Below are 14,121 nucleotides of genomic sequence, written 5' to 3' on the forward strand. Positions count from 1 at the left end.
ACCATGCCCAACGTTTCTCCCTCAGGCCCTCCGATGGCCGCCAGCCCGCTCACCGTCGCCGTGCTCGAAATCGACGAGTACATCTCCGGCCTCGGCTGGGACCAGCCGGCCCGGCTCTTCGCCCTGGTCGACACCGCCAAGCTGCGGGTCCAGGAGCCTGGTCTCGCCGCCCAGCTCGGGCTGGACAGCGCCGAATCCCCGACTTCCTCCCTGACCCCCATCGAGCAGGACGAGCTGCCGCCGGGCACCGCCCTGGACGAGTTCCTCGCCACGATCGCCTGGCCCGACGCGGTGATCGGATGCGCGATGACGGTGGAGCGGCTGATGCTCCCGCCGTCCGCCGAGTCCTCCGTGCCCGAGGGGCTGAGCGACGCGCAGCTGACCAAGTGGGTCGCCAAGCACCCGGAGCGCCAGGAGGTACGGATGACCGTGGCGGTCCTGCGGGACGGTACGCGTGAGTCGGCCGTACGGCTGCGTGCGAAGGACACCCCGAGCGAGGTGCGGACCGGCGCCGGTCTGGTGCCCGGCCTTGCCGACGCCCTGGCCGCGACCTTCGAGGCCTGACCGAGCGGCCCTGATCGCGTCTCCCCCGCGGGGGGCGCGGTCAGCCTGCCGAGCAGCTCGGCAGCCCGGCCGTGTCCCCCGCCTTGATCTTCTCCAGCGACTTCTTCGCGTCGTCGATCGTCTTCACCCTCACCAGCGTGAGTCCGCTCGGGATGTCGGAGGCGGCGGCCTTGCAGTTCTCGTCCGGCGTCAGGAAGTACCTGGCGCCGGCGTTGCGCGCGCCGACCAGCTTCATGTTGATGCCGCCGATCGGGCCGACCTTGCCCTTGTCGTCGATCGTGCCGGTGCCCGCGATGAACTTGCCGCCCGTGAGCTTGCCGGGCGTCAGCTTGTCGATGATGCCCAGCGAGAACATCAGACCGGCGCTCGGGCCGCCGACATCGGCGAGCTTGATGTCGATCCGGAAGGGGAACGTGTGGTCCGTCCCGGCCTGGATGCCGACGATCGCGCGGTCCTCCTTGGGTGCCTTCGCGGTGGTGATGACGATCTTCCGGCTGCCCTCGGGCTCCTTGCCCGCCTTCTCGGCCGCCTGTGCCGTCCGGGCCGGGATGATCGTGAAGGTGACCTTCTCGCCGGGGTCGTGGCGGGTGACGAGCTTCGCGACGTCCTCGGGCTGCTCGACGGGCGCGCCGTCGACCTGCTTGATCACGTCGCCCGCGTGCAGCTTGCCCTGGGCGGGGCTGCCCTTGACGACCGTGGAGACCACGACGCGCGACGCCACCGGGATCTTCAGCTCGGTCAGCGCGGCGACCTTGGCGCTCTCCTGGGACTGGCTGAACTCCTCGGCGTTCTCCTGCGTCGACTCCTGCTCGGTCTTGCCGTCGGGGTAGAGCGTGTCGTGCGGTACGACCACGCTGTCGTGGGCCAGCCAGCCGTAGACGGACTCGACGAGATTCATGTTGTAGTCGGCACCGGTGACTCTGACCGTCGTCATATTGAGGTTGCCGGACGTCGGGTACGTCTTGTGCCCGGAAATCTGCAGGACGGGTTCGCCGTCGACCTCGCCGAGGGTGTTCACCGTCGGCCCGGGAGACATCTCCGAATACGGCACTTTGATCAGCACGCCTGCGCAGAGCAGCGCGATGAGGATCAGGGTGGAGGCGAGCATCGTCGCGGTGCGGCGTGGCATGGAACGACAGTACGGGAAGGGTCTGTCAGTGCACCGTCGGGGCCGGTCCGTACGGGGCGGGGAGCCGGGCGCGGGCTGCGCCGGAGGGCGTCGGCAGTCGGAGCCGCGATACGGATTGGCAACTGCGTACGCGCGAGAAGTTGTCAGGCGACATCGGAACCGGAGTGCGGCTTTTCCATCGCCTCACGGAACCTGGCATAGCCGGCGAGTTCGGAGACATCGCCGGTCGTTCGATTACGGGCGGCCCAGCTTCCCCATATCGCAGCGCCGAGCGCAGCGAAAAGCGGAATCAGCAACCAGGCAAGTGCTGCCATTACGACCTCCCTACCCCATGAGCGACCGCAACTGACCGATCAGCAGATTAACCGTCTGGACAACCAACGCTCACGGCAGGGGTGGGGTTACGCAAATCGGTCCGGACGGCCTCCTGGCCGACTTGCGCTCAGCAGGCTCCGACCCATTCCTCGGTGCCGTCCGAGAAACGCTGGTGCTTCCAGATCGGGACCTCGTGCTTGAGGTCGTCGATCAGCTGCCTGCAGGCCGCGAACGCCTCGGCACGGTGCGGGCAGGAGACGGCGACGACCACCGCGAGATCCCCCACTTGGAGGTCACCCACCCGGTGGACCGCGGCCAGCGCCCGGACCGGGAAGTTCGCGACGACCTTCTCGGCCACCCGGCGCATCTCGTCCTGCGCCGAGGGGTGGCAGGAGTACCCGAGCGCGCCGACGTCCTGACCGCCGTCGTGGTTGCGCACCGTGCCGACGAACAGCGCCGTGCCGCCCGCGGCGTCGTCCCCGACGGCCCGGAAGACCTCGTCGACCGAGAGCGGGGTGTCGCGGATCTCCAGCAGCCGGACGGGGTCGTCCGCCGTCCGCTCGCCGGGGTGGTCGTAGGTGGGAGCCATGGGCCCATGGTGCCGTACGGCGCCGACAAGCCGGAATAGCGCTTTCCACCGGCGGGCCGCCCCCGGCCTTGGAGCCTTCTACAGAAGGCACCGCTCGGACGGGCTCCCGCCGGGCGGCCCTCAGATACGGCGGCGGGCCTTGCGGGCGCGGCGGACCAGGGCGGCGGTGCCGAGCAGTGCCACGGTCGCACCGGCGGCACCCGCGGCGGTGGCGTCCTTGCGGCCGAGCCGGCGTCCGGCGACGGTGTGCCTGCCCTCGACCTCTTCGAGGAGGGCGGCGAGCACCTCCTCGTTGGTCCAGCCGGGGCGCCATCCCACGTCGTGCAGCCGGCTCACACTGACCACCCAGGGGTGCATCGTGTACGCCAGATCACCCGCCGGCGACGGGGTGAGGCCGATTCGGTGCAGCCGGGCGGCGGCACCCAGGGCCACGGCGGAGGGCAGCTCCATCCGGCGGACGCCGCTGAGCTCCTCGACCTCCTCCTGCTCCAGCCAGCCGTCGCAGCCGACCGCGAACTCGCCGTCGATCTTCTCCAGGGCGGCGTATTCCAGGGCCGTGACCAGGTCGTCGACATGACAGAACTGCCAGGTCGGACGCGATCCCGCGACGACCAGGAGGCGCGGCGACTCGAAGTAGCGGGTCAGCGCGGTGTCCGTACCGCCGACCAGGACGGTGGGCCGGACCACGGTCACGTTGAGTCCGGGGTGGGCACGCGGCGCGCGACGGCCGAGCCGTTCGATCTCCAGGAGATCGCCGACGCCGGTGGCCTCGGCCGTGGCGCGCAGCTCGGCGTCCTCGGCGAGCGGGACGTCGTTGTCGGGCAGCGCCCCGTAGACCATGGCCGACGTGCACAGCACGACCCGGTGCACGCCGACGGCGGCGGCGGCCGTCAGCACGGTCTGGGTGCCGCGCACGTTGTAGGCGGTGCGGGCGGCGGGGTCGGTCTCCAGGTCGAGATCGAGTGCGAGATGCACCACGACATCTGCGCCGCGCAGCTTCTCCGCGATGGCGGGGTCGCGTACGTCGAGGATGTGCCAGGTCGCCTCGGAGACCTCTCCGCGGCGTTCATCGATGGCGATGACCTGCTTGATCTCCTCGGAGGCCGCGAGGCGTGCGGTGAGCAGCTCGCCCACGCCGCTCGCCGCTCCGGTGACCGCGACGACGGGGCCACGGTTCCTTGAGCGGCTCTTTTCTGGTTTGTTCTCGGTCGAGGGGGCGGGCAGGTTTCGCGCTGCGCGAACCTGAGGATCTGGGGAACTCACCGGGCGTCTCCAGCGGTTGTCTTCAGTACGTACCCGAATGACGCGTGCGTACCAGGTGGCGTCCATCCTGCCGCAGGCCGGGAGCCGGCGGAGCACTGAGGCCCTGCGCGGGGTTTTGGTGTCTACGCTGGATGGTGATGTCGGGCAGTCGCCGTCGGTTCGAGCCGGCGGCCCTACGAGCCGAGGAAACCCGTGAGTGACACCCCATTCGGATTCGGCCTTCCGCCGGAGGAGCCGGAGAACGGCGACGAGGGCAAGAAGAAGGACCCCACCGGAGGTGGGCAGGGCTCGGGCGGGCCGGCGAACCCGTTCGGCTTCGGCCCCGGCGCGGGCGGGGACAACCCGTTCGCGGCGATGTTCGGCTCGATGAACCCCAATGACCTGGGCGCCGCCTTCCAGCAGCTCGGCCAGATGCTGAGCTACGAGGGCGGTCCCGTGAACTGGGACATGGCCAAGCAGATCGCCCGCCAGACGGTCTCGCAGGGCACACCGGACGGCACGAAGGACGCCAGCGTCGGCCCGACCGAGCGGTCCGCGGTGGACGAGGCGCTGCGCCTGGCCGACCTCTGGCTGGACGGTGTGACGTCGCTGCCCTCCGGTTCGGTGTCGACCGTGGCGTGGAGCCGTGCGGAGTGGGTGGAGGCGTCCCTTCCGGCCTGGCAGAAGCTGGTCGACCCGGTGGCGGAGCGCGTCGGTCTCGCGATGGGCGACGTGCTGCCCGAGGAGATGCAGGCGATGGCCGGCCCGCTGATCGGCATGATGCGGTCGATGGGCGGCGCCATGTTCGGCCAGCAGATCGGGCAGGCCGTCGGCGTGCTGGCGGGCGAGGTGGTCGGTTCGACCGACATCGGCCTGCCGCTGGGCCCGGCGGGCAAGGCCGCCCTGCTGCCGCTGAACGTGGAGCGGTTCGGCAAGGACCTCAGCGTGCCGCAGGACGAGGTTCGGCTGTATCTCGCCCTGCGCGAGGCCGCGCACCAGCGCCTCTTCGCCCACGTCCCGTGGCTGCGCTCGCATCTGTTCGGCGCCGTCGAGGGGTACGCGCGCGGCATCAAGGTCGACACCAGCAAGCTGGAGGACGTGGTCGGCCAGTTCGACCCGTCGCAGCCCGAGCAGCTCCAGGACGCCCTTCAGCAGGGCATGTTCCAGCCGGAGGACACACCGGAGCAGAAGGCCGCCCTGGCCCGTCTGGAGACGGCTCTCGCGCTGGTGGAGGGCTGGGTGGACGCGGTGGTCCACGAGGCTGCGAAATCCCGTCTGACCTCGGCGGACGCGCTGCGCGAGACGATGCGCAGGCGCCGCGCCTCCGGCGGCCCCGCCGAGCAGACGTTCGCCACGCTCATCGGTCTGCAGCTGCGTCCGCGGCGGCTGCGTGACGCCTCGCGCCTGTGGGCCTCGCTCACCGACGCACGCGGTCTGGACGGGCGCGACGCCCTGTGGGCGCACCCCGACATGCTGCCCACGGCCCAGGACCTGGACGATCCGGACGGCTTCGTGCACCACGAGCAGCTGGACTTCTCCGAGCTGGACAAGATGCTCGGCGAGGCCGCGAAGGGCCCGCAGAGCCCCACCGCGGACGGCAAGGACGCGCCCGGCACCGGTGGGACCGAGAGCCGTGAGGACGACAGCAAGGGCGATAGCAAGGGCGACACCGACCAGTGAGCCTGCATGACGACGCCGTTCTCGTACTGAAGGGGTACGAGAACCCGGATCCGGTCCAGGGTGAGCTGCGCCGGAGCTATCTCGACCATCTGGCAGAGCACCCCGACGGCATGTGGAAGGCCTGCGAGGCGGGCCATCTGACGGCCAGCGCGCTGGTCGTCGACCCGGAGCGCGGCCGGGTGCTGCTCACCCTCCACCGCAAGCTGCGGATGTGGCTCCAGGTGGGCGGACACTGCGAGCCGCAGGACGTGTCGCTCGCCGCGGCGGCGCTGCGGGAGGCGACCGAGGAGTCCGGCATCACCGGCCTGACCCTGCTCGCGGGCGGCCCGGTCACGCTGGACCGCCACCCGATCCCCGCGCCCTGCCACTGGCACCTGGACGTGCAGTACGCGGCGCTGGCGCCCTCGGGCGCGACGGAGCAGATCAGCGAGGAGTCGCTGGACCTGCGCTGGTTCCCCTACGACGAGGTCGCGTCGGTGGCCGACGCATCGGTCGTAAGGCTGATGGAGCGGACCCGCGCCGAGCTGGAGCGGCGCCGGTAGGCACCGCCTGCCGCACGGGTGAGGGGCGGTCTCCGCGGAGGCCGCCCCTCACCCGTGTCGCGCGTGCCGGTGCGCGGTGGCTCAGTTCCAGGAGTTGTTCTGGTTCTGACCGTGGGCGCCCTGCTGGCCCATGCCGTACTGGGCCCGGATGCCCTGGCCGATCTCGTGGTTCTGCGGGGGCAGCACCTCGCTCGGCTGCACCAGGGCGAAGCCCTGGCCGAGGAAGCTGAGCTCCCAGCCCTCGCCGGTGTTGCCGCGCCGCCGCCAGACGCCCGAGGAGTGCGTCTGGGCCTGCATCTGCACCCGCAGCGAGCTGGACCAGGCGACGATCGCGTCGGCGTCGGCGTTCACGTACTTGTCCGGCGTGACCTGCATCATCAGCGGCTGGCCCGAGGTCATCAGAGCGACCTTGCCGGTGCCGGAGATGTTGAGCTGATACTTCCCGGTCCCCGAGATGCCGTACTGGCTGTCCACCGCGATGACCTCGGTGTGCAGCGAGGAGTCCAGCGCCAGGACATAGGCGCTGTCCACCGTGATGCCGTCGTGGTCGACGTCCACGACGTGGATGTACTGCGCGAGGTTGGCGAGGTAGACGGTGCCCTGCCCGGAGCAGCGCATCAGGTCGAGGCCCTCACCGGTGTTCGCGCGGGCGCGGCGCTGTCCGTGCGACTGGTACTCGCCGTCGAACTCCATCAGACCCTGGTACGCGACCATGGCGCCCTTGCGGGCGAGGACGTCGTCGTGGCCGGTCAGCGAGACCCGCAGGAGCTGCGGGTTCTGGATGGTGTACCGGTCCTGGGACTGCTGTTCCGTGTAGCTGAAAAGCGGACTCTGCATGCTGTGTTCTCCTCCCCCGTCAGTTCTGGATCCGCAGGCGGTCGGTACTGTCCTCGCTCGGCTGTACGACGACGATGCCCTGGCCGGAGAACGCCATCTGATACGCCTCGCCGCTGCCCCGCCCGATGAGCGAGGAGGCCTTGAAGCTGCGCTTGCCCTTCACCTTGAGGTTCGGGGACCACGCCACGAGGGCGTCCGGGTCGACGTAGGTCTCGTCCTCGCCGCGTCCGCAGTCGACCACGATCGGTGTGCCGCGCGAGGTGATGGCGACCCAGCCGGTGCCCGAGATGCAGACGTTCCACAGGCCCTGGCCGGCGAACTTGGCGAGGCCCTTGACCCGCTCCACGCCCCAGGTGAGATGACCGTCGAAGGCGAGGACATTGGTGCCGTTCACCGAGAGGGAGTCGTTGTTGAGGTTGATGACGATCACATCGGCGCCGTAGTCGGCGAGGTAGAGCAGCCCGTCGCCGGAGCACTTCATGATCGGTGCGCCCTCGCCGGTGATCCACTGGGAGGCGATCTGGCGGACGGCGGGCGGGTTGGGTTCGTACTGGATGAAGCCCTCGTACGCGACCATCGAGCCGGTACGTGCGTAGAGGTCCTGGCCGGTGGCCATGGCGACCTTGAGCATCGTGCGGCCGTGGTTCTCCATACGGGCCGTGACGGGGGTCGGGGCGTAGCCCGCGAGCTGCTGGTTCATGACGGGCTCCCTCAGACCTCGTAGGGCTGGACGACGATGAAGTTGCCGGGAGCGCCCCGGAACTGGAGGTTCACGGTCTCCCCGCTGTGTCCCGGGTACGCGTTGCGGCGCAGCCGGACCTGGCTGGAGATGATCACCTGGGACGCTGCCGACCAGGCCACGACGGCGTTGCAGTCGGCGAAGGTGGTCGGCGTCACGGGCAGGACGACGGGGACGCCGTGGGTCTTGACGATGACCGTGCCGGTGCCCTGGAACTGCATGGTGAACAGGGCGCCGCCGGGGATGCCGTGGCCCTCGATCCTGCGGACCTCGTGCTGCAGCGACTCGTCGAAGGCGAGGACGTTCTCCGCCGAGACGCAGATGCCGTCGCCCTGGAGCTCGATGGCGTGCAGATGGGAGCCGTCCTCGGCGAGGAAGACCTGGCCGCGGCCGGTACAGCGCATCAGCTGCATTTCCTGGCCGGTGGCGTTGCCCACCATGCGGCCGGCGAAACCGGCGCCCTTGTAGCTGAAGTCGACCTTGCCCTGGTACATCACCATGCTGCCCTGGCGAGCGAGCACGGGCGTACCGCCCATGGTGAGGTCGACCCGCATGAGCTGCTGGTTCTGCGGGGTCCAGCGCTGACCGGTGGGCGCCTCCTTGTACGGCTGGAGCGCAGCCTGGAGACCGGCACCGGCCTGCGGAACGCCTTGCGGCACGCCCTGGGGCATACCGGGCGGCTGCATTCCTGGCGGCTGCTGCCCGTACGGGGCCGGGGCCTGCTGGCCGAACGGGGCAGGGGGCTGCTGGCCGAACGGGGCGGCGGGGGGCACCTGGCCGGGGATCTGGCCGAACTGCGGCTGCTGGGGCGGCTGCCCGTACGGAGCGGGGGCGGGGGCGGGCGGCGGCACCGTGCCGCCCTGCGGTGCCAGCGGCGCCGCCATGGTCGGCGCGGTGTGCATCTGCTGCTGCGGTGTGGGGGCCGGCGGGGCGCCGAAGGACGGGGCCGGCGGGGCTGCCTGGGGCGCGGACGGGGCTCCGAAGGACGGGGCGGGGGCCGGTGCGGCAGCCTGGGCGGGCGGGGCGAACGACGGTGCCGCCGCCTGCGGCTGAGGCGCGGCGGGCTCCTCCTCGGCGACCTCGCCGCCGAAGTTCTTCAGCAGCGCTTCGAGGCCGCCGTCGAAGCCCTGGCCGACCGCGGCGAACCGCCAGACGTCCTTCAGATAGAAGTCGCCCAGCATCACCGCACGCTCGGTGGTGAACTCCGAACCGCTGAAGGCGTACCTGACGACTTCCTCGCCACCCGCGACGATCCGGATGTATCCGGGGCCGATCTGGGACATCTGTCCGGCCCCGTCGACCGTCGCGGTGAACGAGAGCTTGTGGATGTTCGCCGGAATGCGGTCCAGGGTGACGCGGAACGACTCGGTGTCGCCGGCCTGGGCACCGAGGAGCTGAATGGACTCCTCGGGTGATTTAGGCTGATTGAAGAAGATGAAATACCGGTCGTCGGAGAGCTGCTCATTGGCATCGAGGCCGAAGCAGCTGATGTCAAAGGTCAGTCCCTGACCGGCGATCTGCACACCTACGTACAGATCCGTCCCCGGCGTGAGATCGCTGATCTTGGCCTTGTGGCCGCGTTGGAATTCCCTGGCCATGCGTAACGACCGTCCCCCATCCCGAATGTGAATGCGTCGCGCCAGGCTAACCGCAAAGTCCGGCATCGGGCTAAGTCGGTACACACCCGGTACAGAATCGGTGGACGTCACTCACCACGTGCGGCGGGCAGATGGGGCAGCCGGTCGGCCGCCACCACGCCCTCCAGGTAACCGCGTGCCCGCTCGGTACGGGGATACGCCTCCAGCAGCCGCCAGAAGCGCGGACCATGACCGGGCACCAGCAGATGGGCCAGCTCGTGGACCAGTACGTAGTCGACGACGTACTCGGGCATGCCCTGCAAGCGGTGCGACAGACGGATGCTGCCCTCCGCCGGGGTGCAGGAACCCCAGCGGGTGTTCTGATTGGTCACCCACCGCACCGAAACGGGCCTGGCCCGGCCCTCGAAGTACTGGGCGGACAACCGCTCGGCCCGCTCGGCGAGTTCGCTGTCACCGAAGACGCGTCTGCTCTCCTGCGCCGCGAGCTTGTCGAGCATCACGCCCACCCAGCGCCGCTCCTCGGCCTCCGACATCCGGGCCGGGATGAGCACGATCGTGCGGTCGCCCTCCCGGTACGCGGAGACCGTTCTGCTGCGGCGATTGCTCCTGCGGACCTCGACCGCGCTCGTTGCCGAGGCGCGGGGCGGACGGTCCGCCGCGCTGCGCTGCTGGGTTCCGGCGCTGCGCGTGGGGGTCTCCCCGGCGATTCCGGGTGACGGGTCGGCGGGCACGCCACGACGTTACCCGGTGACGGTGCGGGAAGTCCCGCCTCCGGGGCGGTTCACACTTGATCCACTCCACTCACACTTGATCCACTCCACGGCGTGCACCATTTGAACGACTAATACCCCACGCCTGTGGATAACTTTCCGCACGCTTCGACGCCTGCCTGCATTCTGTGAACGGATCTCGCGAAGATCCCGTGCAGCGGCCCGCGCACAGGGATCAGGGAACACAGACCGGGGGTAGCCGTGCATCCGATGTTGAAGCCCGCACTGCGCCGCGCATGGCGCGGCCGGGGCACCGTGCAATTCGGCGTGACTCACGCCCATGCCGTGAAGTTCGGCCCGCTGGATATCGCCACGGGAAGTTTTCTGGAACTGCTCGACGGAACACGTGGCCTGCCACTGCTGCGCGAGGAGGCCCGCACGCTGGACCTTTCGGACCATCAAGTGGACACCTTGGTGCGCCGACTGGCGAACGCGGGGTTGATCGACGATGTACGCGCCGCCGGCCCGGAGGCCGATGCGTTACGGAACCGGCCCGGAGCCCTGGACCGGCACCGCCCCGATCTGGCGTCGCTCTCCGTCGTCCATCCCGAACCGGGTGGTGGGATGCGGCGGCTGGCGGCCCGTCGGGCGATGCGGGTCCAGGTGCGGGGTGCCGGGCGGGTCGGCGCCGCGATCGCGGCGGTGCTGTCCGGGTCGGGGGTCGGCCGGGTGGAGGTCCTGGACGGCGGGCACACCGAGCCGTGCGACGTGTCGCCCGGCGGGCTTCCGCCGGCGTCCGTCGGGGAGCGCAGGGACACCGCCGCCCGGCAGTTGGTGCGCAGATCCGCCTCGGGTCCGGCTCCCCGGACGGCGGAGACGGCGGGGTCCCCGGCCGGTGGCGAGCCGGGGCTGTCGCTGATCGTGGTTGCCCCTCGCGACGGCTTCTCGGTATACGTCCCCGACCCCCGTACGGCCGAGCCGTGGATCGCTTCGGGGACTCCTCATCTCTACGCCGGAGTGCTGGAGGCGACGGGGGTCGTCGGGCCCCTGGTCCTGCCCGGGGGTACGGCCTGCGCCGGGTGCCTGGCGCTGGACCGCGCGGACCGGGATGCGGACTGGACCAGGATGCTGTCCCAGTGGCAGTCCGGGCGGCGCACCGCCGTTCAGGCCTGTGACCTGGGGCTGGCGACGGCGGTCGCGGGGCTCGCGGCCGCCCACGCGCTGTCCTTCCTGGACGGGGAACTGCCCGCGAGCACGGGGACCCGCTGGGAGGCCGCGCTGCCGCTGTTGGACTGGCGGGCCGAGCGGCTGGGCGCACACCTCGGCTGCTCCTGTGGAGCGGCTGGGCACACTGACCGGGAGGGCTCCTCCGGGACCGAAGCAATGCAGGACACAATGGCCGGGTAACCGCCGCACGCGGTACGGCAGTCTGGGATTTGGAGGGGCTCATGTCTGATCTACCCCGGAAAGCGGTCACCCGTACCGCCAAGTTGGCCGCCCTGCCTCTGGGCTTCGCCGGCCGTGCGACGTGGGGTCTGGGCAAGCGGATCGGCGGGAGATCGGCGGAGCTGGTCGCCCGGGAGGTGCAGCAACGCACCGCGGACCAGTTGTTCAAGGTTCTGGGCGAGTTGAAGGGCGGGGCGATGAAACTCGGACAGGCCCTGTCCGTCTTCGAGTCGGCGCTGCCCGAGGAGGTCGCCGGACCGTACCGGGCGGCACTCACCAAGCTCCAGGAAGCCGCGCCGCCCATGCCCAGCGATACCGTCCACGCGGTGCTGGAGGAGCGGCTCGGAGAGGACTGGCGGGAGTTGTTCCTCGAATTCGAGGACAAGCCGTCGGCCGCCGCCTCGATCGGCCAGGTGCACCGGGCGGTGTGGCACGACGGGCGGAACGTCGCGGTGAAGGTGCAGTATCCGGGCGCCGGTCAGGCGCTGCTCTCGGATCTGACCCAACTCAGCCGATTCGCCCGCCTGCTCGGCCCGTTGGTTCCCGGGATGGACATCAAACCGCTCATCACGGAGCTGCGTGACCGGGTCTCGGAAGAACTGGACTACGAGCAGGAGGCGCGGTCGCAGCAGGACCACGCCGAGGAGTTCGCGGGCGACCCGGATGTCGTGATCCCCGGTGTGGTGCACCAGTCGGACCAGGTGCTGGTGACGGAGTGGATGGACGGTGTTCCGCTGTCCGACGTGATCGCGGAGGGTACTCCGGAGCAGCGGGACCGGGCGGGCCAGTTGCTGGCCCGCTTCCTCTTCTCGGGGCCCGCGCGCACCGGTCTGCTGCACGCGGACCCGCATCCGGGAAACTTCCGGCTGCTGCCCCCGGACGAGGGGACCGGCGAGGACGGGCAGTGGCGGCTCGGAGTGCTGGACTTCGGGACGGTGGACCGGCTTCCGGGCGGTCTGCCGCAGACCATCGGGGACTCCTTGCGGCTGACGCTGGCGGGCGAGGCGGAGTCGGTGTACGAGCTGTTGCGCGAGGAGGGGTTCGTCAAGGACACGATCGACCTCGACCCGGACGCGGTGCTCGACTATCTCCTCCCGATCATCGAGCCGGCTCAGGTGGAGGAGTTCACGTTCACCCGGAGCTGGATGCGCAATCAGGCGGCGCGGATCGCGGATCCCCGCTCCCCCGCTCATCAGCTCGGCAAGCAGCTGAATCTGCCGCCCGCCTATCTGCTGATACACCGGGTGACGTTGAGCACGATCGGGGTCCTGTGCCAGCTGGGTGCGACGGTGCGGCTGCGCGACGAGCTCGAATCCTGGCTGCCGGGTTTCCTCCTGGAGTACGAGGAGGAGACCGAGGTGCAGGAACCCGAGGCGCAGGAGGCCACGGTGCAGCAGACCGAGGTGCACGAGTTGGCGGGCGACGCGCCCTTGGGGGCGTAGGCCGGGACGCCGCGGCCGACTGTGTTGCCGCTGGTGGGGGCCTTGCCGGCGGTGAATGCGTGGCCGTCTGGCGGATCACCACCAGGCCGAGTCCAGCCGGCTCTCGATCGCCCTGATGTTGGTGCGGGCGCACTCGTCGCAGAAGTACTGGCGCCTGCCGTTCTCCACCGAGCAGATCCAGGTCGGCGGTGCGGTGTCACCGTCGGCGGAGGTATCGCACAGGGCACAGGTGACGACTGCGGCGTCGCTCTCGTTCTGCGCGGGTCGCTGAATCCGGTGATGAGTCTCCTCGTCCACCTCGTGACGATAACTCTGTCGCCGCCGTGCCGCGCGGCACCACACAGCACCGCAGCACGGCAGGACCACCGCAGCACGACCGCGGGGCCGGTCCGTTGCGGACCGGCCCCGCGGAAGGGGTACTGACTGTGGGTACTGGTCGCTGCCGGGCAGAGCGGTTGCCCGGCAGCGGTGTTGCTGGTGTGCGGCCCGACTAGTGCATGACGGCCATGGCCAGCGCGCGGCGGGCGCGCATCGAAGCGCGCTCGGCCCGGCGCTGCATACGGCGCGCGTTGACCAGGCGTACCGCCTGGCGCTCCGTATCGGCCTCCCTCATGCGGTCGTGCATATGAGCACGAGCCAGAGCTTCTGGGATGAGTTGCATTTCGCGGGTCCTGTTCTGACGCGAGTCGTTCGCGCCGATGATCGTGACGTTCGGTGTTGCGGAGCCGACGGGCTCGTTGGTGGGGACGGACATTGCTGCCTGATTTCGGGGATCGTGGGTGTGGGGACGGTCGATGGTTCCGATGCGCTTCATGGGCTTGGGGGCCGTGACCCCCAGTCCGGCGATCACGCCGCGACCGGGTTCTTGCGCGGACGGCCACGCGGCCGCTTGCGAGCGACGACGACGCCCTGGATGAAGAGCTCACCGCCCCAGACGCCCCACGGCTCGCGGCGCTCCTTGGCGCCGGCGAGGCAGGCCTCGACGAGCGGGCAGGTGCGGCAGAGGGACTTGGCGTACTCGACGTCGGCGGGCGACTCCGCGAAGAAGACCTCCGGGTCATAGGAGCGGCACGGGACGGGCACGCCGAGGTTCTCGATGGCGTCGTCGAGCGCGGTGAGCGTGGTGAGGGGGAACAAGGTGGAGTCCTCCGTGAGGCCGGGCGGCGGGATCGTTTCGGAAGGCGGTACGGACGGGGCGTGCGCTTCGAGTTGCACGGTGGGTGGTGTCCTCGTCTGGTCGTTCCGGCCTGGTTGGCCGGGTGGCGGCTGGTACCGGGTGCTGCTTGTC

General features: G+C 70.2%; 16 protein-coding genes. 5 read left to right on the forward strand and 11 right to left on the reverse strand.

Annotation, left to right across the window (positions count from 1 at the left end; all coding sequences use genetic code 11):
* The first annotated feature begins 3 nt into the window (after positions 1 to 3).
* Entirely contained in the window at positions 4 to 564 is a 561-nt protein-coding gene (locus OG842_RS13385) for a PPA1309 family protein (protein WP_266729823.1), read from the forward strand.
* Between the two features lie 40 nt (positions 565 to 604).
* Here the strand turns inward: OG842_RS13385 and OG842_RS13390 are convergent, their stop codons facing one another.
* The 4 genes from OG842_RS13390 to OG842_RS13405 form a co-directional block, all read right to left on the reverse strand.
* Complete coding sequence (locus tag OG842_RS13390) at positions 605 to 1,693, reverse strand: YlbL family protein (protein ID WP_266729824.1); 1,089 nt, start codon at positions 1,691 to 1,693, stop codon at positions 605 to 607.
* 143 nt (positions 1,694 to 1,836) lie between these two features.
* On the reverse strand, positions 1,837 to 2,007 hold the full coding sequence (locus OG842_RS13395; RefSeq protein ID WP_266729825.1) for a hypothetical protein: 171 nt from the start codon (positions 2,005 to 2,007) through the stop codon (positions 1,837 to 1,839).
* 128 nt (positions 2,008 to 2,135) lie between these two features.
* Positions 2,136 to 2,597: a molybdenum cofactor biosynthesis protein MoaE gene (locus tag OG842_RS13400; protein WP_266729826.1), complete on the reverse strand. Its 462-nt coding sequence runs from the start codon at positions 2,595 to 2,597 to the stop codon at positions 2,136 to 2,138.
* 120 nt (positions 2,598 to 2,717) lie between these two features.
* Positions 2,718 to 3,860, reverse strand: coding sequence for an SDR family oxidoreductase (locus tag OG842_RS13405; protein WP_266729827.1), 1,143 nt, complete (start codon positions 3,858 to 3,860; stop codon positions 2,718 to 2,720).
* Positions 3,861 to 4,052: 192 nt separating this feature from the next.
* On the opposite strand from OG842_RS13405, the gene OG842_RS13410 reads away from it, so the two are divergent.
* Positions 4,053 to 5,519 carry a zinc-dependent metalloprotease gene (locus OG842_RS13410; RefSeq protein WP_266729828.1) on the forward strand — a complete coding sequence of 489 codons (1,467 nt, stop codon included), beginning with the start codon at positions 4,053 to 4,055 and terminating at the stop codon, positions 5,517 to 5,519.
* Positions 5,516 to 6,061: an NUDIX hydrolase gene (locus OG842_RS13415; RefSeq protein WP_266729829.1), complete on the forward strand. Its 546-nt coding sequence runs from the start codon at positions 5,516 to 5,518 to the stop codon at positions 6,059 to 6,061. Before OG842_RS13410 ends, OG842_RS13415 begins: the two co-directional genes overlap by 4 nt.
* Positions 6,062 to 6,142: 81 nt before the next feature.
* Here the strand turns inward: OG842_RS13415 and OG842_RS13420 are convergent, their stop codons facing one another.
* The 4 genes from OG842_RS13420 to OG842_RS13435 all read right to left on the reverse strand — a co-directional run bounded on the left by OG842_RS13420 (position 6,143) and on the right by OG842_RS13435 (position 9,966).
* Entirely contained in the window at positions 6,143 to 6,898 is a 756-nt protein-coding gene (locus OG842_RS13420; RefSeq protein WP_266729830.1) for an AIM24 family protein, read from the reverse strand.
* Between the two features lie 19 nt (positions 6,899 to 6,917).
* The gene (locus OG842_RS13425) at positions 6,918 to 7,598 is read right to left on the reverse strand and encodes an AIM24 family protein (protein ID WP_266729831.1); all 681 of its coding nucleotides are present in this window, start codon (positions 7,596 to 7,598) and stop codon (positions 6,918 to 6,920) included.
* Between the two features lie 11 nt (positions 7,599 to 7,609).
* Entirely contained in the window at positions 7,610 to 9,235 is a 1,626-nt protein-coding gene (locus OG842_RS13430) for a TerD family protein (protein WP_266729832.1), read from the reverse strand.
* Positions 9,236 to 9,342: 107 nt separating this feature from the next.
* Positions 9,343 to 9,966 carry a M48 metallopeptidase family protein gene (locus OG842_RS13435; protein ID WP_266729833.1) on the reverse strand — a complete coding sequence of 208 codons (624 nt, stop codon included), beginning with the start codon at positions 9,964 to 9,966 and terminating at the stop codon, positions 9,343 to 9,345.
* Between the two features lie 240 nt (positions 9,967 to 10,206).
* Between OG842_RS13435 and OG842_RS13440 the strand changes: the two genes are divergently transcribed.
* The gene (locus tag OG842_RS13440) at positions 10,207 to 11,352 is read left to right on the forward strand and encodes a ThiF family adenylyltransferase (RefSeq protein ID WP_266729834.1); all 1,146 of its coding nucleotides are present in this window, start codon (positions 10,207 to 10,209) and stop codon (positions 11,350 to 11,352) included.
* Positions 11,353 to 11,393: 41 nt separating this feature from the next.
* Positions 11,394 to 12,833, forward strand: a complete 1,440-nt coding sequence (locus OG842_RS13445) for an ABC1 kinase family protein (RefSeq protein WP_266729835.1) — start codon at positions 11,394 to 11,396, stop codon at positions 12,831 to 12,833.
* A 75-nt stretch (positions 12,834 to 12,908) separates the two neighbouring features.
* Here the strand turns inward: OG842_RS13445 and OG842_RS13450 are convergent, their stop codons facing one another.
* The 3 genes from OG842_RS13450 to OG842_RS13460 form a co-directional block, all read right to left on the reverse strand.
* The gene (locus OG842_RS13450; protein ID WP_266729836.1) at positions 12,909 to 13,130 is read right to left on the reverse strand and encodes a hypothetical protein; all 222 of its coding nucleotides are present in this window, start codon (positions 13,128 to 13,130) and stop codon (positions 12,909 to 12,911) included.
* 193 nt (positions 13,131 to 13,323) lie between these two features.
* Positions 13,324 to 13,647 (reverse strand): hypothetical protein, encoded by a 324-nt coding sequence (locus OG842_RS13455; protein ID WP_124717384.1) that lies wholly within the window; start codon positions 13,645 to 13,647, stop codon positions 13,324 to 13,326.
* A 32-nt stretch (positions 13,648 to 13,679) separates the two neighbouring features.
* Complete coding sequence (locus OG842_RS13460) at positions 13,680 to 14,048, reverse strand: WhiB family transcriptional regulator (RefSeq protein WP_266729837.1); 369 nt, start codon at positions 14,046 to 14,048, stop codon at positions 13,680 to 13,682.
* Positions 14,049 to 14,121: the final 73 nt, after the last annotated feature.

It is taken from the genome of Streptomyces sp. NBC_00376, assembly GCF_036077095.1.
GTDB lineage: Bacteria > Actinomycetota > Actinomycetes > Streptomycetales > Streptomycetaceae > Streptomyces.